The following is an 18,710-nucleotide window of genomic DNA, read 5'->3' as shown; positions in this document are numbered from 1 at the left end:
GTCACCGGGGGCTTTATTTAGGTTTTTGTGGCTTAGGGCTCCGTTTTGCCTTTATTGAGCTCTAATGGCCATTTTTGTGAGAATAGAATGTAATTTCATTACATTTTCGATTATTCTATTCTGTATCAACTTCGATAGGAACAAATGCATTTTTGCTGTTGAAGTTTTCCGGCAAATCCCAGTCGTCATCCTTGGGCATGGCGGCTTGCGGCTTGGGCGGCTGAATCTCCTTGACCGTTTGCGGAACCGTAACGACTTGCGCTGTTCCTTGCTGCGGAGCTACGCTTGGCGCTGGGGTTGCGGGCTTCGGCTGTGTTGTGGCCGCTTCTGTGGCGCGCTTGATAGAATCAGCCTTCATGACTTCGGAAACTGGCCTTGCATCAGCAGGAATTGCAGGCTGAGTCGACTGGGCAGTAGCGGGCTGTGCCACGCTGGGAGCGGTTCCCTGTGCTTTCGCTGTGGAATCTGTTGCGGTTCCAGTTTGCGTAGGCGTGCTTGTTTGCGGCATCGGCAAGCTTACGACAATTCCCGACTTTGCAATAGTTTCTGCGGCAATCTTTTGCACTTGCGGCGGCGTGAATCCCGGTACATCGAGCCACGGCAATGGGCGACCTTTTTCGCCGTTCACCAAAGCTTCACCTGTCATCGGGTCCACTGTGAGTTCTCCGCGTTCGTTTGTCAGCATCAGCGGAACTTCGCCCGTGGCGAGCATCGAAATGTCTAAGAAGTCAATCTGTTTCGGGAGCCCGAGAATGTCCATTTCTTCCTTTGCAAATGCAGCCCATTGCGGGAGACCACCCGAAGCCCCTGCAATACGTGTACGTCCCGATTTCAAAGGCTTGTTGTCGTCAAAGCCTACATAGCTTCCGATAGCAATAACGCTGTCCAGTGCCACGCCGTTCTTTTCCTTGACGTATGTCGGGAGCGCGCCCAAGAACGCCACATTCCTGTAATCGTTTGTTGTACCCGTCTTGCCCATTACCGGGTAGCGAAGTTTCGATGCACCTTCCGGATTCTTGATGCTGAGTGCCGAAAGCTGGCTATGTGCTGTACCGTTTGTGAACACGGAGCGTAACATGACGCCTACCTGAGTCGTTACGGTGTCGTCGAGTACTACTTTCGATTCCATCTTGTTTCTAAAGATAACGCGTCCATCGCGGTTGCGGATTTCCTTGATAAAGCAGGGTTCCGTCCAATCGGCATCCTTGCATTTGAAGATTTTTCCGGTGAGGATTGTCTGGTAGGCTGTGCTGATTTCGGCGAGCGTAATGTCGTTCACGCCGAGCGGCATACTGAACACTCTTTGCAGTTTTTGGCGGATGCCGATTTCGTTTGCAAAGCGTGCATAGTCGGCCATCGAAAGGGCGCGGCGGTAATCCGGCCAGTAGCGCAAATGGGCCATGTCGTAGTAATCGGCATCGCTGTCTACAGGTTCAATCATGGCGTTCAAACGCTTAAAGTCGGCAAGCGTGAAGTTTTCAATAAGTTGTACAGAATCGAGCGGCTGCAAGTTTGCGGATTCATCGGGGTCGAGTTCCTGAATTTCACGGGCGCGCCAAATTTCAGAATAACGTTTGAAGTTGTGGTTGACGTATTTTGTAATCTTCGGGTCTCTCTTTGCTTGTTTTAGCCCGATGTCATTGAACATGCCATAGCGCAAATTCTGCACGGCGCGGGCTTGCAAAACCTTGCCATCGTTCATATAACGTTCTACAAGTGCATCGCGGGCCTTCGTGAATTCGATTTCGCGCTTGACTTCTTCCTTCATCATGAGGCCGTACTTGTCGCGCAGTCGTTCAACAAACTTGATACGTTCTTCTCCCGGTTCACGTGCAAAACCGTTTTCGCGGGCAACGTCCTCGAATTCCTTGTCCGAAAGTTTGTCTAAAAGATGTTCCAAAAGCCAAATACTTGCGATGTTTTCGGAACGCGTGGCAGCCCATGCAATGCTTACAACGTCACCCTTGTTCTTGTGGTCCGGGCGCGGGAAGTAGAACTGGTTGCCGTATTGGAATGCGTTGAATTCGTTTTCGAGATTGTCGAGGTAGTTCCAGTGGTACTTGAGAGCGAGTGCGTAAAGAATCGGCTTCCAGCTAGAACCGAGCTGGCGGAGAGCCTTGAAGCTACGGTCAAATCCGGTGTTGTGGAACCCGCCTTGGCTGGCGAGCACCTTGCCGTTCTGGATGGCGACCAGGGCGCCTTGCAGTACCGGTTCCGTTTCGATTTTGCACGGAGCGTAACCATCGATCGGAGTTTCGTCGATAATGCTCACGAGGAGAATGGCGCCCGGCTTGAGCTGGGTTGCGAGAATCTTGTTCACATCGCCGCCGGCGAGTTTTGCAAAATCATTGACCGCCTGTTCCGTGACAATACCCTTGAGCTGCCCGAAGTTGAGTTTGAGCGATTGGAGTCTGCCGGTAGTATCGTAGAATACGCTATCCACGGCGCCGTACAGGTAGTCGCCTTTGCGGGCGTTGCGCGCGCGGTTTGCAAATTGTGCCTTGGGGAGTACAAAACCGCCGAGTTGCAATTGCAAGTTGCTGATATTTGTCTGCAACGCGCGCTTGGCTGCGTCTTGTGACTTGGCGTTCAAAGTCGTCGTGATTTCGAGCTGTGCCTTACGCCAGTCCTCGATGCCTTCCTGCTGGAAAAGCTCGTGGAAAAAGTCGCTGTCGAGGCGTTCTTCCAAGCGTTCGAGCGTTGTGCTCATGGTAAAGCGGAAGTTGCCGTGGTTGAATTCCAACGGCTTTGCAAGTGCCGCGTCCATGTCGGCCTGTTCGATATAGCCTTCTTCGACCATGCGTCCGAGCACGTACTTGAGTCGAGTTTCTCCGCGTTCGAGTGCCTTTTGCCTACGTTCTTCGGTGCGCTGGATAAATGGATCGTAATTGAACGGTCCCTTCACCGAGCCTGCAATAAATGCGCATTCGGCAAGCGTCAGGTCCTTGAGTTCCTTGTTGAAGAAGTATTGAGCTGCAATGGCAACGCCTTTACCCGTACCCGAAACGTGGAACTGGTTCAGGTAGAATTCCAGGATGTCTTCCTTGGAAAAATGCTTTTCCATGCGGAGCGCGTTCAAGAATTCCTTGAGCTTTTCCTTGACGCTACGTTCTTCGCGGCCAAAAATGTTCTTGACGGCCTGTTGCGTAAGCGAGGAACCGCCCTGGCTCATTCGTCCGGACTTGACGTTATTGACCATGGCGCGCATGAACCCCTTGAGGTCGTAGCCGTTGTGGGTCCAGTAACGGGAGTCTTCGGCTGCAATAAGGGCGTTAATGAGGTTTACCGGAATATCGCCGTAGGGGACGTAAACACGGTGGTTTGCGTCAAAGAAGGCTCCCAACAGGTTTTCACCGTCTTCATAGAAAACGCGGGTTTCGCCCGAGAGCACCTGCAAAATGGTCGTGCGGTTGAAAAGGTTGTCCGGGTCGCGTTCGGGGAGGATCTTGAACACGACTATATAAAAGGGGATGTAGCATATCAGGGCTACGAGAAAGAAGGCGACTGTAATTTTGACAAACTTATTCATATTTTACGTAACTTATTGACTGTTAACGACTTACAAGATATAAAAGTTTTGAGGGCGTGTCCTGCAAAATGGAGCGCATCATGTAAAAAATACGCTTATTTGCAAGGAAAAACAACGAAATTGGCCATTACCCCTTGAAAATTTGCTGAAAATTTTTTAAAATTAGTGTCCCCAAGATGGGAAGATGGCCGAGTTGGCCGAAGGCGCGTCCCTGCTAAGGACGTATAGGACTTAATCCTATCGCGAGTTCGAATCTCGCTCTTCCCGCTGAAAAGCCCCGAGTCATCTGACTCGGGGTTTTTTCTTAACGTCCTTTTTTCATTTTGCTCTTGTCGATGTACATAAAGGTATCCGCGCGCTTGAGCACGTCCTTTACGCTTTCGTCAATTTGACTGCTATAGTCAGCCATTCCCGCTGCAAACGAAATGCGTTCCTTCGGGGATTTTGACTTGAGATTGACTGATGTTCTGAGCTTTTCGAATAATTCAGTACGTTGTTCGTATTGAGTATCGTAAAGGATGATGGCAAATTCGTCGCCGCCAATGCGGAATACGGGGCTGTGGCTAAACACATTGCAGAAAACCTTGCAACAATTCTTGAGGTATTCGTTACCCATGTCGTGTCCGAAGTTGTCGTTCATGTACTTCAAGTCGTTTACGTCGCATTCTACAATAGCGAACCTGATTTTATGCCCTTGCTTAATTTGATTGTCGATAAGATTACATTTGACCTTGAACGCGGCGGCGCTCCCGATTCCTGTGAGCGGGTCCTTGTTCGCGATAAGCTTTGTATGCTGGAGGTCCTTTCTTAACTTTTGGGCGGTTTCTTCGAGGCGGTGTTCTTCTTCGACGTTCGTAATACCGACAATGAAAGCTTGTGAATTGCTCTTGTCGCTTGCAATCTTTAAGCGGTAGTGTTCCGTACGTTCGTCAATATTTGCGAGGAATGGAATCGTGTAGTAAGGGGCCGTCTGCAAGATTTCGATGCACTTGTCGAGGGTCGATTTTTCAATAAATTCGCTAAACTCGTTGGGGACGTAAATGCGTCTCATCAGGTCGTCAAAGCTCTTGGGATCCGATGAATTGCGGCCTTCCCAAAGAAGGGGGGCGAATTTTTCGCTCACCTGGAAATACTTTGCTTGATTCTTGGCTGTGTTCACGTACACGACCAAGTCATAGTCGGCCGAGAGCCCGGAGATGATGACTGCCCTTTGCGAGAGGTCCCTGTTCCTGCTGATTTTTGAAATGAAGAATGCATAGATGGTGCAGCAACCGAGCATGAATCCGATAGAGTCGCAAGGAGCGAGGATATACACTTTCTGGAGCAGACCGCAAAGGACGGGGGCGAGAATAAATAAAAAACCCGCAGCGTAGTGACGTCGTGTGCCGACGTTTTTTGCACTCGCAATCCTGTATGCTGTAAAAAGACCGATGACGAAGAACGTGAAATATTGACTGTAGTAGAGGAGGTTTCTGCCTGCACGTATGACATAAACGCCTTCGGCAGAAACGTCGAAAATGAACCTGGACCTGTAATTTATTACGAGTAATACGAGCTGGAACAAGACAAGCGAAATCGAAAGCATCTTGGCCGGGATTGCCTTGTCGCGTTCGATATTGATAAAATTGAGGATATAGCTCAGCCAGATGTAGGCAAGTATTGCCGCTGCCGCGTGTGAAATGGATGACGAAATGAAAAAGTATTCGATGTTGAAAATGGTGCCGCTACCGAAAAGGCCCCAAACGCCGTCTTGGAGGCAAAAGAAGGTCACCCAATACGAGAGCCGTGAAAAGTCCTTGTCGGTTTTTTCGCTTTTGTCCAATACCAACTTGAACTGATTCATGAAAATCAGCAAGACGAGAGCACAAGTAAATGAAAGAACTGAATAAAGCGGATTGGCCATATGCACCTATAAACCCCACATGCAATATAAGAATTTTATAATTATTTTGCAATGTCATGCTGGAGCCGTTATCCTTGACCTGTCATTCTGGAGCCGAAGGCGGTAGAAACCATAATTTCTTGTATAAACATTTGGTGATAATAGCGATTTTTTCTCGAAAAAAAGGCGTTTTTCTAAAAAATTCTTGACTTTTACGTTCTTAGAATGGATATTATTAGGTGGATTTAATTACAAGGAGTTTGACCATGAAAACGAATAGCTTTTTAGTCGGTGCCATTCTCGGTGCCGCTGCGACAGTTGCGATTACAAAGAAGTTTTTTAAGTGCTGTTCTTGCGATGAAAACGAAACTTGCGATAATCCGGTTATCAAGGATGCCGACGATGCCGTCGAAAAGCTCCGCAATTCCGTGGACAGCCTCCGCAAAGAGCTGAATAGCCGCATCGAATCCGAACAGACCTACGCCGCCAAGTGCGAAGATCTCAAGGATCAGGTGGCCAAGCAGAACGCAGAAATCAACAATCTCAAGAACATCTGCGAAATGCAGGACAGCCGCAACAAGAAACTCGAAGACGAACTCGCTAGCAAGAAGTAATTAGCGAACGTCCCCGCTAACGTCATTGCGAGGAGCTAAGCAAGCCTGCCACGAGCAAAGCTACAAACGTCATTGCGAGGAGCAAAGCGACGAAGCAATCTATGCATCTTGTCATTCTCGGAGCGGAGCGTAGGGAATCCATAATTTCTAGTATCTACATTTGCGACGGAATCCAGTCACATTGTTTAACGCACAAGTCGGCCTCCGCCGACTTTTTTGCATCTTGTCATGCAACACACTTTCTCATTGTCACCCCGCACTTTGTTGCGGGGTCACCATCTTGTAAAACGAAAAAAACACAATTTTATTTTACATACTAATTCGTTTATAACGCAGCTTCCCTTTAACTTGATTTTGTAGGTTGCTTTTATAAAATCAATTTGGGAGGTGTTTGTATGAATATCTTGAAAACCGTAGTATTGTCGTTATATGTTATTTTATGCGTTGCATGCTCGGATAAAAATTCTAGTGAAAAAGTTTTGCTGACGGAATCCATCCCCGTGACGTTCTCCGGTATTGTGTATGGTGAACTTAGCGAAAATGGCTTTGTAAATCCCATATATCCTAAAATACCATTGATGGATTCTATTCCCTCTGTTTTGGAAAGATCGACGCTTATAAATAGACGTTTGTCGAGAGTCATCAAGGCCTATGTGATTAAAAGTTCCATGACCGAGTACGACTCGTTGAAAATTCGCTTGTCTATGCGAAAAGAAGACAAGACTCCATACGATTTTAAACCGGTGAATTTCGTGCTTTATAGAAATGGCGAAGAAGATGGTTTTTATGTATTCCAGACGATGACAAATTCAAAAGGCAAGCCGTTGCTGTTTTCGAAAAACGAAAATGATATCGGGAATTTCGATGATGCCGTTGTCTTGTGCATTAAAAAGTCTACGGATAGATTTTACTATGATTTGCTCGAATAGTTGAAGGTTTGACATTGATGAATATCTTGGAAATAAAAATATCGATTTTATGTATTTTCCTTTGCATTGCTTGCTCATTATTTTGTACAGCCTGCTCAGATAGGGAAAAATATATCGCTTTAAATCGAGGTTCTTTAAAAACCGAAACTTGGCTCGAGGTCGAAAAGAACGATTCCCTCAACATTTGCATCGATTCAAAAGTCCGCACGTGGGAAACCTCGTTGGATACCGAAATTTTCAATGATTCGTGCCTGAAAATCCAAGTTCCGACGCTTATCGGCGTCTATCCAATTAATGTGAAGTTTTTTGATTCTGACAGTGCCTATAAAATTAATCTAATAGTCGGCATGAAGTATTTGAACTTCAAAAATGAAGAAACTTTATATGGTAATGACCGTCGTCAAATGCACGCGTCTGACACAAAGACGGTGTCTGTTACAGGAACTTATCTAGTAGATGAATACCCGGTTACCAATTGCGAAATCACTCAATTAATGTGGGATGAAATTCCCTTAAATCCAAAGGATCATCAGATTGAAAAAGAATGGTCAGAAAGAAAAAAGTCCAGCATGCGTAACGAAAAATGCGATGCCCATGATTCTGCGGCAAATATGATTTCTTTGTATATGGCAATGAAGTATGCCAATGCGCGCAGCATTCGAGAAGGATTGAAGCCATATTATAATTTTTCTGCGACTAAAGATAGATATATAAAAATAATTGAACCTGAATCAGGTGAATATGACGATTCAATAATCAATCCGCGATATCAATATGTTGCAATATACTATCGTGAGTCTACTAAACAACGCAAAGGGCCATTGCATCAATATATCATTATGTCTTATGATTTTTCCAATCATGAAGAAAAAGCAATTCATGTTAGCGCTGATTCAACTTCTGATGGTTACCGGCTACCGTATTATGACGAATGGATGATGCTTGCTCGCGGTGGAGAAAAAAAGGCCAAGCCTTGGTGCAATAATTCCGCTAAAATAAAAGACGTTACGAAATATGCAAGATTTGCCAAATATAAGGAACATGTAAAAACAGAACCAGTAGGTCAATTACTCCCTAATGGTTATGGCCTGTATGATGTTTTGGGCTTGGTGGAAGAACACGTTCTTTTAGAAGATCACAATTGGTTAAGACCTATTGTTGAAGGTTTAATGATAACAGTAGTTATAGATAATAGACATGAGGAAGATATAGAATGTTACCGAAACGACTGTCCATACTGTTTAAAAAAAGGTAGAGATTGTCCGTCTTGTTTGAAGGGTGGAGGCCTTTTTCACGATTGGAAAAGGATAAACTATAGTTATCGTTCTGAGGATCGATATACAGGTTATTCCGGTGGTTTCCGTCTCATCCGCAACATCGGCAATAACGCCAAGTGGACCGATGTCAAGTCCGACAAGGAATAACTTTTACTTCCTTCTGCTCTGAAAACGAAAAAGTCGGCTTCCGCCGACTTTTTTGCAATTTTTCATGCAATTCACTTTTTCGTTGTCATGCCGGACTCTGTTCCGGCATCGCCTTCTCGTAAAATAAACTACTCTTTCCCCAAATCCTTTGCAAATTCTACGGCAAGTTCTTCGAGCTTTGCGGCGGAAGTCTCGTCGAGGGCGGACTTGAGTGTGACCGTCGTTTCGCAGAATGTCACGTTCTTGAGCGTGTCGAGAATCTCGTGCATTTTCTTCGCGGCCATCGGCGCCCATGTGCCATTTTCGACAATGCCGACTTTGCGGTTGCTGTAGTTTTTCGCCTTGATGTGCGTGAGGAACTTTTCGGCTGCGGGGAAGAGCCCGGCATCAAGCGTTGTTGCGCATACGGCGAGATGGCTGTAGCGGAATGCCTGTGCGACTGTTTCCGAAGAATATGTGCGGGCCAAATCCATAATCGTTACATCAACGCCTTTTTCGCGGAGCGATTCGGCGAGCTTTTTCGCAGCTTCTGCCGTGTGGCCGTAAACGCCAGCGTAGGCGACAAACACGCCCTGCGTTTCAGGCGTGTAGCTACTCCAGGTGTTGTACTTGTCAATGTAGAAATCTAAATTGTCTGTAAGAACCGGGCCGTGCAACGGGCAAATCGTCTTGACTTCGATATCGGCGAGCTTCTTCAAAACGCTCTGTACCTGCATGCCATATTTCCCGACGATGTTGATGTAGTAGCGTCTTGCTTCGCTCACCCAGTCTTCGCCGAGTTTGCCAGAAAGTCCGAATGTGCCGAACGCATCGGCCGAGAACAGAATCTTTTCGGATTCGTCGTAGCTGAGCAAGACTTCGGGCCAGTGGACCATCGGGGCGGCGATAAACTTTAGCGTGTGCTTGCCGAGCGAAAGCGTGTCGCCATCCTTGAGCGTGAGCGTCTTTGTGCCTTCGGGGAGCTTGACGAACTGCGGAATGAACGTAAGCGCCTTTGCAGATGCGGCAATAGTTGCGTCCGGGTACTTCTTGATGAATTCGAGAAAACCGCCAGCATGGTCAGGTTCCAAATGATGGACAATCAGGTAGTCGGGCGTTTTGCCCTGCAGTGCTTTTTCAACATTTGTCAGCCATTCGTTTACTTTGTGTGCGTCCACGGAATCCGTGACGGCAATCTTCTCGTCAAAAATCACGTAGGAATTGTACGAAACTCCGTCAGGAACCTTGTACTGCCCCTCAAATAAATCAATCTCGCGGTCATCTACCCCAACGAACTTAATGCTATCGCTAAAATTAGAAACGATCATTTTTTTCCTCTTATTTTAATCCTAAACTTGTCATGCCCGCCTCCGAGCGGGCATCTCCTTCGTTGTTTTATATAGCTTTAAAACTCTAATAATATATAACAAAAAATTACTTCTTGTTTTCGCGTTTCTTGAAGTCCGTGCCAAGGATGCGCAAAATAGTTTTTTTCTATATTGCAGTTCGTTTAAAAACGATTAAAACAAAAAAGGAATATCATGCCAGCTTTTGATCCAAATGCGAAAAAGATGCTGATTTCGGGCAACGAAGCCATTTCCCTTTCCATGCGTCATTGCAATGTGCAGCTTGCCGCAGGTTATCCGGGAACTCCGTCCACCGAAATCTTGGAAGATTACTCTGAACTGGGTGGCTATGCCCAGTGGGCTCCGAACGAAAAGGTCGCTGCCGAAGTCGCTCTCGGTGCCGCTTTTGGACACGCCCGCAGTGTTGTCACCATGAAGATGGTTGGCTTGAATGTGGCAAGTGATGTTCTCTATACCGCAACTTACACGGGTGTCGATGGCGGCATGGTTTGGATTGTTGCCGATGATCCGGGCCAGGGCAGTTCCCAGAACGAACAGGATACGCGTAACCACGCGAAGGCCTCCGTTTGCCCGATGTTCGAACCGTCCAACTCCCAGGAAGCTTACGACTTCTTCCGCATCGCCATGCAGACGAGCGAAAAGTTCAAGATTCCTGTCATCCTCCGCATGACCACCCGCGTGGACCATTCCAAGTCTATCGTCGTGCCGAAGGAAGAACTCCCGGCAATGGTGCCGAACTTTGAACGCAATATCGCCCAGCATGTGATGGTGCCTGGCTTCTCGAAGCCGGCTGGCCGTCGCCTCCGCGCCAAGATGGACGAAATGGAAGCTTGGAACGTTGCCGAAGGCCCGAACAAGGTCGAAATGCGCAGCGCTGACTTCGGTATCATCGTGAGCGGCATCAGCTACCACCACGTCCGCGAAGCCGCCCCGGAAGCAAGCATCCTCAAACTCGGTATGACATACCCGCTGCCGATGCAGCTCATCAAGGATTTCGCCAAGAAGTTCGAAGGCAAGCGCCTCATGGTCATCGAAGAAAACGACCCGTGGCTTGCTGAAAACATCAAGGCCGCAGGCATCCAGTGCGAAAGCAAGTTTGACCCGATTTTCCGTTTTGGTGAACTCGACGTGAACCGCGTCCGCCGCATTATCGCTGGCGACAAGAACCCGGATCCGGTTCCGGTCAAGGGTAAGCCGCCTATGCTCTGCCCGGGCTGCCCGCACCGCAGCTCCTTCGCCGTGCTCAAGGAACTCGACTGCATCGTTTCCGGTGACATCGGCTGCTACACGCTCGCCGCTCTCCCGCCCATCAGCGCCATGGACTACATGATTGACATGGGTGCCGCAATCGGTATGGGTATCGGTCTCCGTAACGTGCTTCCGCGTGAACAGGCAAAGCGCGTTGTCTCCGTGATTGGCGACTCTACGTTTGTTCACAGCGGCATCACCGGCCTTGTGGAAGCTGGTTACAACCGTCCGGAAACTGGCCATGTCGTTATCATTCTCGACAACAGCATTACTGCTATGACCGGTCAGCAGGAACACCCGGGTACGGGCCGTCACCTCGACCACTCTCCGGCATACAAGATTGACTACAAGGAAGTTGCAAAGGTCGCCGGTTTCGACAACGTCTACGAAGTGAACCAGGTCAAGGAACCGGAAGAATTCAAGCGCCTCGTGAAGGAATCCCTCGAAAAGGACGAACTCACTTTGATCGTCGCTAAGAGCCCCTGCATTCTCGCCCTCAAGAGCATTCTTGCCTGGGACAAGGCGAACAAGGAAAAGGCCGAAAAGGCCCTCGCCGAAGCAGAAGCCGCTGCCAAGAAGAACAATAACTTTTAATAGAGAGGTTGAATAATTATGAGCGTAATGAACGTTAAATTTGCAGGCCTCGGTGGCACAGGTGTTATCAAGGCTAGTGACGTGATGGCCGAACTCGTTTTCGAACAAGGTTACGATGTGAAAAAAGCCGAAGTCCATGGCATGAGCCAGCGCGGCGGTTCCATCGCTTCTGACGTGCGCTTTGCAAAAGATGAAGAAGTGCAGTCCCCGATGATCCCGTGCGGCGAAGCCGACTACCTCGTTGTCTTTGACGAAACGCAGGTTGTCGTGAACGAAGCCTACATGAAGCAGGGTGGCGTGCTCCTCACGCCGGCGGACATCGATGTTTCCAAGCTCGAAAACGTGAAGGCTTTGAATGTCGCCATGCTCGGCAAGCTCAGCAAGTACTTCGACTTCACCGTTGAACAGTGGCTCGTCGCTTTGAACAAGCTCTTTGCCGAAAAGTTCCACGAAGGCAACAAGAAGGCTTTCATGCTTGGCCGCGAAGGCTAATTAGCATTGTCATTCCCGCCACCGAGCGGGAATCCCCTTTACAATGTCACCCCGGCCTCAGTGCCGGGGTCACCTTTTTTGAGGAAACTAAAAATAATCGGACCTGTTCCTAATAGCCGATTGCAGCTTTGCTGCTTAGAGGATAAATTCTTTGAAACGGGGATGGGGTTGATTCTTTTGGGCTTCCCAGCAGTTTTGTATTACTTCTTCTTCCGTAAGCTTTGTGAATGCTTCGCGTGCAGGCCATGCTTTGCGCATGAGTTTTTCTATGGCGATGGCTTTGTGGACGCCTGCTTCCGAAGAATTTTTTAGAACAAGTTCTTTGCGAGTTTGGCTTTTAAAATTTTTCAACGAAACGATGACTGGGTCACCGTATAAAATAGTGTATGGAAAAGAGCTGCTGTTTTCCCAAGAATATTCGATTTCATATTCTTCGATTTTTCTTTTCAATTCCTCCACGATGGAAATTCTTTTATCATCTAGATTGTTCCATTGGCTGGTGTCTCCTGCATAATCGCTCCTTCTTAGGACGAAATCATCGTAAATGGAATCGCCTTTATAGGCGAAGTCGTCGCACATGCTGTATATGGTACGATATGTAATATCGGAATTCTGCTTGCGGAAAATTACTGTGCTGAATTCATGCCAGCCTTTTTCGATAAATGAATACTCTATTTCGTATTCTGCGTCCGATGTGTTTTCAAGGTCTGCACTTTGCAGGGGTGATTCAGCAATTGAACCCCAGGGTTCTTTTGCTGCATTCCACATCCAAAATGCCATAATAAAAAATGAGGCTATGGGAATCAGCAAGACGAATAACCAGTGGAAAATCTTTTTTATCCGGAAAAATTTGCTATAAAATAAACATGCTACGTGAAGTAATATGATTAGGCTGAATGCAATTATTGTTAGATGAGCTATGTTACTGTTTGGCTGGTTAGAGTTGATCGCTCCGTTTGTGAAATAAATGCAGGCTCCGATAAAAGTGCACAGAATTGTGGACCAAAGCGTAATCCACAGAAGCTTGAATTTAAAATGTCGGTAAAAAACTGAGCATAGAAAACCAAAAAGACAAGGAATGCCTAAAGTCAAGGAGAACATAAAAAGGGATGAAGTAAGTTTCAAGTCTCCAAAAATTTGTAGAAAGAAATTAATCATGGTATTAATATATGCATTTGTGGGTGAAAAATTGTTGAATGTCCCCAAATTACGCAATTTCGGACAGTCCTTTTTTGAATGTATAAAAAGTTATAAAGGAAATTTTGAAAAACTGATTAATCAGTGATTTAATCGATTAATCACTTTTACGTTTTGATAAAACTGCCGATTTTTAATCAAAATCGGCAATTTTTGCTTTGGCATGGAGTTTGCAAAATGCATAATGTCCCATTAACTTTAAACTATTGACATTATGTCAAATCTGATATATATTTTATGAGTACGAAACATAAACCTTTAGTTTGGTTGCATGCACTGCCGAAAACTCCACCATTGTCACAGAAAGCGAGGATTGAAGCTGGATACTTGTTACGATTGTTGCAATTGGGGGTGAACCTGTCTTTGCCACAAAGTCGTCCGATGCCGTCAATTGGAGTTCATTGTCACGAGTTACGAATTCAAGACGAAAATAAAATTTGGAGGCTGTTTTATCGTGTAGATGCAGATGCAATTATTGTGGTTTTGTGGTTAGAAAAGAAAACGAACAAAACGCCTGATGAGGTGATAAACTTGTGTCGTAAGCGTTTGAAATTTTATGATATGGAGCGTTAGATTATGGATCAAGCAAAAAAAGAAAGATTGCAGAAGAAGGGCTGGGTAGTTGGTGATGTGGATGAATTCCTTGAGTTGAGTCCTGCTGAAATGGCTATTGTTGAAATGAAAGTTGCTTTGGCAAAAGCTCTCATTGCAAAAAGAAAAAAAATTGGTGAAACTCAAGTGTCTGCTGCGGCTATCGCAAAAACAAGTCAATCTCGTTATGCAAAAGTGGAGCATGCGGATGCGAGCGTTTCGCTTGAGTTGATGATTAAGATGTTTTTTGCTTTGGGAGCAACTAAGAAAGAGCTGCTTAAAACTCTTTCTGCGTGATAATGCCCTTTATCTTCAGAAAATCCGCCCAAATTCCCTCAAATTTCCGAGAAAACCCTAAATAACGTGCCTTTATATTTGTAATTTGTGTTTGTGGCGCAATTTTTGCAGAACATTCAAAATATGCTTACACCGGCTTCCCGCTTGTGGGGCGTTTTTGCGTGTGCCATCCTAGCTGCATTTTTGCTTGGTTGCGAAGAAATCGAAGAACCCAAACCCTGGATTCGCGTTGAGCGCCCGCAGATGCTCTTTACCGATACGACTCTTCTCGACAGCTACGATAAGGGCGTGCTCAACTGGCGCCTGAAAACCGCTTATCTGGAACGCTGGGCCGACAAGGAAATCGTGACGGTGCGTCCGGTGTTCGTGGACATTTACGATTCCATCGGCGAGCGTGTGGCGTTCTTGCGTGCGGACTCCGGCAGTCTCGACATGACGTTCACGTACGTTTACGCTTATGGTCACGTTTATGCGCTGACTCCTAAGGGCGCCTCGGTCCGTGCCGATTCGCTCCTCTGGAACAAGAAAGATAATTTGGTCAGAACCGCAAGCTATGTGCGCGTTGTTTCCGAAGATGGCGACGTGTTACAAGGTGTTGGTTTTGAAAGTGATGCGCAGTTCGATAACTGGAAAATCCTTTCGAACGTGACGGGCATTTTCCAGGATGCTGCAAAGCGTATGAAGGATGAAGACAAACGACAGGCTGAGGCGGAACGTCTGAACAATCCGCCGTCCTCGTCATCGCAGGCCGCTCCGGCATCAAAGCCCACGTCGTCGCCTTCCAAAAAGCTTTTGCCACGCGCTCTCCCGCTCAATACAAAGGCAGGGAAACCGTGATGAAATTCCGCGCACTCTTCTTCATCGCTGCAACCTTCCTTGCGTGTACTTTCGCTTTTGCGCAGTCCTCGCCGCTTATCATGTATCACGCCGACAACCTTGATGTGTCCCGCAAGCGCGGAACGCTCCTTTTGACCGGCAACGTTCACTTTGTTCACGATAGCGTTGCATTTAAGACGCAGCGCGCTTCTTGGAATCGCAATAACGAAACGGTTGAATGTGGCGGCGGGTTCCTCTTCACGCATCCATCCGGATTTGTGCGCGCAAGAAATGGCTCTTACCAAAGAAAGAGTGAAATTGCAATTGCCTCCGGCGAAGTGAGCGCAGGCGATTCTGCGGGCAATTATCTCATGACCGGTCAGTACCTCAAGTACGACCGCAAAGAAGACATCGTGACCATCCCGATGGCGCCGAAACTTTATCAGTACGAAAAGCAAAAGGACGGAAAAATCGATACCGTAACGATTGAATCCAAGTCCCTCATTTTCGACAAGAAGAATAGCTTTGCGCAAGCCTTTCAGAACGTAAAGCTCACGCAGAAAGATCTCGTGGTCACTTGCGATACGGGTTACTTTAATCGCAAGGAGAATTGGCTTAGCATGAAGGGCCACCCGACTTGCGATATGAAAAATTACCACCTCACGGGCGATTCCATTTTCCTCGTGCTCGATGAAACGGGGAAGATGCTCAAGTCAGCACTCGTGATCCGCAACGCGCACGGCATCCAGAACGAAGCCCCCAAACGTGGTAATCCCGGCAACGTGACCGAAGCCTTTGGCGACACGCTCTACTGCGAATTCCAAAAGGGAAAAATTGAACGTCTTTACGTGAACTTGAACGCCAAGGGCTTTTTCTACGAAACGGACTTGACGGAATATCGCAATTTGATGGACGGAGACCGCCTCGATTTGTATTTTAAAAAGGGGCGCATGGACCGCGCAGTTGTTTCGGGCAAGGCGCAGAGCACCTACTTTTACGTGAAAAAGGACAGGACTGTTTCTGGCAAGAACGAAGCAACGGGCGATACGATTCATATCTTGTTCGATGCTCAGAAAAATGCGGTGAAGTCGCTCAAGCTCATGGGCAGAAAGACAAATGCAAGTGGGCGATTTATCGACTTGGAAAAGGCAAACCGCATCAAGGAAAACGCCAAGAAAGATTCGCTCGCGAGGCTTGATTCGCTTGCCGCAAAAGAAAAAAATGCAACGCCGAGCTTAAAGGGCGATGATTCGGCAAAGCTTGAAAAGTCCGTGAAAGATAGAAAGTTGAGAAATCTTATCAAGCGTCGGAGAGAAACCGCAAAGCCGGCGGACGAAACTGAGAAAACGGAGGACGCACAGTGAAAAATTTGGTTAGCACGATACGCACCGACAAACTGCGCAAGATTTATGGCCACCGTCAGGTGGTGAGCGATGTCTCCATTCAAGTTTCGCAGGGCGAAATCGTCGGGCTCCTTGGTCCGAATGGTGCCGGCAAGACGACCACGTTCTACATGATTGTGGGCATGGTCCGCCCGGATGCAGGTCACATCTTCTTGGACGATATCGAGATGACGGACAAGCCGATGTACAAGCGCGCCCGCCTCGGTGTGGGTTACCTCCCGCAAGAAGCATCCATCTTCCGCAAGCTCTCCGTTGAAGATAACATTATGGCGATTCTCGAAACGCAAGACATGAAGCGTGCCGAGCGCAAAAAGAAGTTGGAACAACTTCTCGAAGAATTCAAGATTACGCACATCCGTAAGACGAAGTCCATGAGCTGCTCCGGTGGCGAACGCCGCCGTCTTGAAATTGCACGTGCTCTTGCAAGTGACCCGTCGTTCCTCTTGCTCGATGAACCGTTTGCGGGCATTGACCCGATTGCCGTTGCCGACATTCAGTCCATCATTTCGGAACTCAAGGACCGCGGCATGGGCGTGCTTATTACAGACCACAACGTGCGCGAAACGCTTTCGATTACCGACCGTGCCTACATCATGTACAAGAGCCAGGTGCTCACGGAAGGTTCTTCGCAACACTTGGCCGAAGACCCAGAAGCGCGCCGCATTTATCTCGGCGATTCTTTCCGCTTGGATTAGGAGTTTTTATGAATCTTGGAATGCAGGCAAATATCGGACAGACGCAGGAGCAGACGCTATCTCCTGCGCTTCTCCAGTCTGTGAAGATGCTTCAGAAAACTTCGCAGGAATTGGAAACCGCCATCAAGGAAGAAGTCGAAGTCAACCCACTTTTGGAAGTGGACGATGGCGATTTTGACGATCAGGAAGTTCCCGTCGACAAGGACCCGGAAGAACTTGACCCGCGTGCGGATTCAGATGAATATCCTGATGATATCGAGGACATGGCTCGCGGTTCCTTGGACGATACCGCCGATGTCGATAGCAGTTACCTCGACGGCGAATCTTCGGATGTGAACTGGGATAGCTATTTGGGCGATGGCACATCGTACGATGATGCTCCCTTTAACGATTTGAATTCTGGCGGGAAAGATCCGGACGAAGATTGGGACCGCCCGATCAAGGACGTGGGCAAGAGCTTGCAGGAACAGCTCGAAGACCAGCTCCGCCTTTGGAACGGCACTCGCGAATTGCAGGAACAGCTTCAAGAAAACGGCGTGACCGAAGAGCATTTCCGCAAGTTGGTGCAGTACCTCATCAACTCGATTAACGATGATGGGTTCCTTTGCGATGTCAACCGCGACAGTGCATCCGAAGCTATGGTCGTGAAGTCCGATGACAAGTACATCGACGAGATTGAACGCGTGCTCCGCGGAGAACTCAAGCTCGAAGACGCAAGTCTCCCGGTACGCGAGGCGGTTCACGTTTTGCAGTCCTTCAAGCCGAGCGGCATTGGCGCCCGCGACCAGCGTGAATGTTTCTTGATCCAGGCATACGCAATTCCGAATTTCCCGAGTCTTGCTATTCGCATTCTCGAAGAAGAATACGAGAATCTTTTGCAGCTCCGCTATGCAAAAATTGCGAAGGCATTGAACGTCTCCGCCGACGAAGTCAAGACAGCTGTTGCAAGCCTCTCGCGTTTGCGCCCGCACCCAGGCTTCCAGCTTTCACATTCGTATTCGCACATCATCAATGCGGATTTGAAGGTTGTCGAAAAGAAGGGCAATTACGAAGTCATCTGCTTCAAGACCAAGATGCAGAAGTCGTTGCGCATCAATCAGACGTACAAGGCGATTCTCACGGACCCGTCTGCATCGAAGCAGGACAAGGAATACGTGAAGGCGCAGCTTGCGAAAGCAAATGATCTCATCAAGGCGGTCGATAACCGCTTCTCGACGATTGAGCTTGTGATGCGTTCGATTGTCAAGCGTCAGCGCGGATTTTTCGAAAACGGCCCCGCATTCCTTAAGCCGATGATTCTCCAGGATGTCGCCGACGATGTCCATTTGGCGGTGAGTACGGTACAGCGTGCGACCGACCAAAAGTACGTGGAAACGCCTTACGGCATCTATGAACTTAAACAATTCTTTACATCGGGTGTGAAGCAGGGCACAGCTCCGGATGCCGAAGAAGTCGGTTCTGCGCAGATTATCGATGCCATCAAGACGCTCATTGATGAAGAAGACAAGTCCTCTCCGCTCTCCGACCAGGACATCAGCGATGAACTTTTGAAGCAGGGAATCAAGGTGGCTCGCCGTACGGTGGCCAAATACCGCGAGAAAGAACTGAAAATACTGCCCAAAAATCAGCGTAAACGGTAGCAAATATTCCAAG

General features: G+C 47.8%; 15 protein-coding genes and 1 tRNA gene. 12 read left to right on the top strand and 4 right to left on the bottom strand.

Translation table 11 applies throughout. The annotated features are described in order from the left end of the window. Positions 1-115 precede the first annotated feature (115 nt). Positions 116-3,529, bottom strand: coding sequence for a transglycosylase domain-containing protein (locus BUQ91_RS11100; RefSeq protein WP_074209324.1), 3,414 nt, complete (start codon positions 3,527-3,529; stop codon positions 116-118). A 178-nt stretch (positions 3,530-3,707) separates the two neighbouring features. Here BUQ91_RS11100 and BUQ91_RS11095 point away from each other — a divergent pair. Beyond that, a tRNA-Ser gene (locus tag BUQ91_RS11095) sits at positions 3,708-3,796 on the top strand. Positions 3,797-3,833: 37 nt separating this feature from the next. Here the strand turns inward: BUQ91_RS11095 and BUQ91_RS11090 are convergent. Next, entirely contained in the window at positions 3,834-5,432 is a 1,599-nt protein-coding gene (locus BUQ91_RS11090) for a GGDEF domain-containing protein (RefSeq protein WP_074209323.1), read from the bottom strand. Positions 5,433-5,677: 245 nt separating this feature from the next. Here BUQ91_RS11090 and BUQ91_RS11085 point away from each other — a divergent pair, with 245 nt between their 5' ends. The 3 genes from BUQ91_RS11085 to BUQ91_RS11075 all read left to right on the top strand — a co-directional run bounded on the left by BUQ91_RS11085 (position 5,678) and on the right by BUQ91_RS11075 (position 8,378). Further along, a complete protein-coding gene (locus tag BUQ91_RS11085) occupies positions 5,678-6,025 on the top strand; it encodes a hypothetical protein (RefSeq protein ID WP_072829934.1) in 348 nt (115 codons plus the stop codon). A 395-nt stretch (positions 6,026-6,420) separates the two neighbouring features. Then, complete coding sequence (locus BUQ91_RS11080; protein ID WP_074209322.1) at positions 6,421-6,954, top strand: hypothetical protein; 534 nt, start codon at positions 6,421-6,423, stop codon at positions 6,952-6,954. A 17-nt stretch (positions 6,955-6,971) separates the two neighbouring features. Continuing rightward, a complete protein-coding gene (locus BUQ91_RS11075; protein WP_074209321.1) occupies positions 6,972-8,378 on the top strand; it encodes a formylglycine-generating enzyme family protein in 1,407 nt (468 codons plus the stop codon). A gap of 128 nt (positions 8,379-8,506) precedes the next feature. On the opposite strand, the gene BUQ91_RS11070 is transcribed toward BUQ91_RS11075, so the two are convergent. Then, positions 8,507-9,685: an FprA family A-type flavoprotein gene (locus tag BUQ91_RS11070; RefSeq protein WP_074209320.1), complete on the bottom strand. Its 1,179-nt coding sequence runs from the start codon at positions 9,683-9,685 to the stop codon at positions 8,507-8,509. Between the two features lie 213 nt (positions 9,686-9,898). On the opposite strand from BUQ91_RS11070, the gene BUQ91_RS11065 reads away from it, so the two are divergent. Both BUQ91_RS11065 and BUQ91_RS11060 read left to right on the top strand, forming a co-directional pair. Next, positions 9,899-11,566: a thiamine pyrophosphate-dependent enzyme gene (locus BUQ91_RS11065; RefSeq protein ID WP_072829924.1), complete on the top strand. Its 1,668-nt coding sequence runs from the start codon at positions 9,899-9,901 to the stop codon at positions 11,564-11,566. Positions 11,567-11,584: 18 nt separating this feature from the next. Continuing rightward, entirely contained in the window at positions 11,585-12,058 is a 474-nt protein-coding gene (locus tag BUQ91_RS11060; protein ID WP_074209319.1) for a 2-oxoacid:acceptor oxidoreductase family protein, read from the top strand. Positions 12,059-12,193: 135 nt separating this feature from the next. On the opposite strand, the gene BUQ91_RS11055 is transcribed toward BUQ91_RS11060, so the two are convergent. Further along, complete coding sequence (locus tag BUQ91_RS11055; protein ID WP_074209318.1) at positions 12,194-12,826, bottom strand: hypothetical protein; 633 nt, start codon at positions 12,824-12,826, stop codon at positions 12,194-12,196. 666 nt (positions 12,827-13,492) lie between these two features. On the opposite strand from BUQ91_RS11055, the gene BUQ91_RS11045 reads away from it, so the two are divergent. From BUQ91_RS11045 to rpoN, 6 genes are all read left to right on the top strand, one after another. Then, on the top strand, positions 13,493-13,828 hold the full coding sequence (locus BUQ91_RS11045) for a type II toxin-antitoxin system RelE/ParE family toxin (RefSeq protein ID WP_074209316.1): 336 nt from the start codon (positions 13,493-13,495) through the stop codon (positions 13,826-13,828). Positions 13,829-13,831: 3 nt separating this feature from the next. After that, positions 13,832-14,143 (top strand): helix-turn-helix domain-containing protein, encoded by a 312-nt coding sequence (locus tag BUQ91_RS11040; RefSeq protein WP_074209315.1) that lies wholly within the window; start codon positions 13,832-13,834, stop codon positions 14,141-14,143. Positions 14,144-14,248: 105 nt separating this feature from the next. Beyond that, positions 14,249-14,980 (top strand): LPS export ABC transporter periplasmic protein LptC, encoded by a 732-nt coding sequence (gene lptC, locus BUQ91_RS11035; protein WP_254842336.1) that lies wholly within the window; start codon positions 14,249-14,251, stop codon positions 14,978-14,980. After that, a complete protein-coding gene (locus BUQ91_RS11030) occupies positions 14,980-16,323 on the top strand; it encodes a hypothetical protein (protein ID WP_074209313.1) in 1,344 nt (447 codons plus the stop codon). Before lptC ends, BUQ91_RS11030 begins: the two co-directional genes overlap by 1 nt. Positions 16,324-16,328: 5 nt before the next feature. Continuing rightward, a complete protein-coding gene (gene lptB, locus BUQ91_RS11025; protein ID WP_014545959.1) occupies positions 16,329-17,057 on the top strand; it encodes an LPS export ABC transporter ATP-binding protein in 729 nt (242 codons plus the stop codon). A gap of 8 nt (positions 17,058-17,065) precedes the next feature. Beyond that, positions 17,066-18,697 carry an RNA polymerase factor sigma-54 gene (gene rpoN, locus BUQ91_RS11020; RefSeq protein WP_074209312.1) on the top strand — a complete coding sequence of 544 codons (1,632 nt, stop codon included), beginning with the start codon at positions 17,066-17,068 and terminating at the stop codon, positions 18,695-18,697. The last annotated feature ends 13 nt before the right edge of the window (positions 18,698-18,710 follow it).

It is taken from the genome of Fibrobacter sp. UWB11 (assembly GCF_900143015.1).
Lineage (GTDB): Bacteria > Fibrobacterota > Fibrobacteria > Fibrobacterales > Fibrobacteraceae > Fibrobacter.
This window is presented reverse-complemented; position numbering and strand designations above follow the sequence as displayed.

Coding starts and splice junctions, on each gene's coding strand:
- BUQ91_RS11100 (WP_074209324.1), bottom strand. CDS start 3,529: ATGAATAAGTTTGTCAAAATTACAGTCGCCTTCTTTCTCGTAGCCCTG.
- BUQ91_RS11090 (WP_074209323.1), bottom strand. CDS start 5,432: ATGGCCAATCCGCTTTATTCAGTTCTTTCATTTACTTGTGCTCTCGTC.
- BUQ91_RS11085 (WP_072829934.1), top strand. CDS start 5,678: ATGAAAACGAATAGCTTTTTAGTCGGTGCCATTCTCGGTGCCGCTGCG.
- BUQ91_RS11080 (WP_074209322.1), top strand. CDS start 6,421: ATGAATATCTTGAAAACCGTAGTATTGTCGTTATATGTTATTTTATGC.
- BUQ91_RS11075 (WP_074209321.1), top strand. CDS start 6,972: ATGAATATCTTGGAAATAAAAATATCGATTTTATGTATTTTCCTTTGC.
- BUQ91_RS11070 (WP_074209320.1), bottom strand. CDS start 9,685: ATGATCGTTTCTAATTTTAGCGATAGCATTAAGTTCGTTGGGGTAGAT.
- BUQ91_RS11065 (WP_072829924.1), top strand. CDS start 9,899: ATGCCAGCTTTTGATCCAAATGCGAAAAAGATGCTGATTTCGGGCAAC.
- BUQ91_RS11060 (WP_074209319.1), top strand. CDS start 11,585: ATGAGCGTAATGAACGTTAAATTTGCAGGCCTCGGTGGCACAGGTGTT.
- BUQ91_RS11055 (WP_074209318.1), bottom strand. CDS start 12,826: ATGTGGAATGCAGCAAAAGAACCCTGGGGTTCAATTGCTGAATCACCC.
- BUQ91_RS11045 (WP_074209316.1), top strand. CDS start 13,493: ATGAGTACGAAACATAAACCTTTAGTTTGGTTGCATGCACTGCCGAAA.
- BUQ91_RS11040 (WP_074209315.1), top strand. CDS start 13,832: ATGGATCAAGCAAAAAAAGAAAGATTGCAGAAGAAGGGCTGGGTAGTT.
- BUQ91_RS11030 (WP_074209313.1), top strand. CDS start 14,980: ATGAAATTCCGCGCACTCTTCTTCATCGCTGCAACCTTCCTTGCGTGT.
- rpoN (WP_074209312.1), top strand. CDS start 17,066: ATGAATCTTGGAATGCAGGCAAATATCGGACAGACGCAGGAGCAGACG.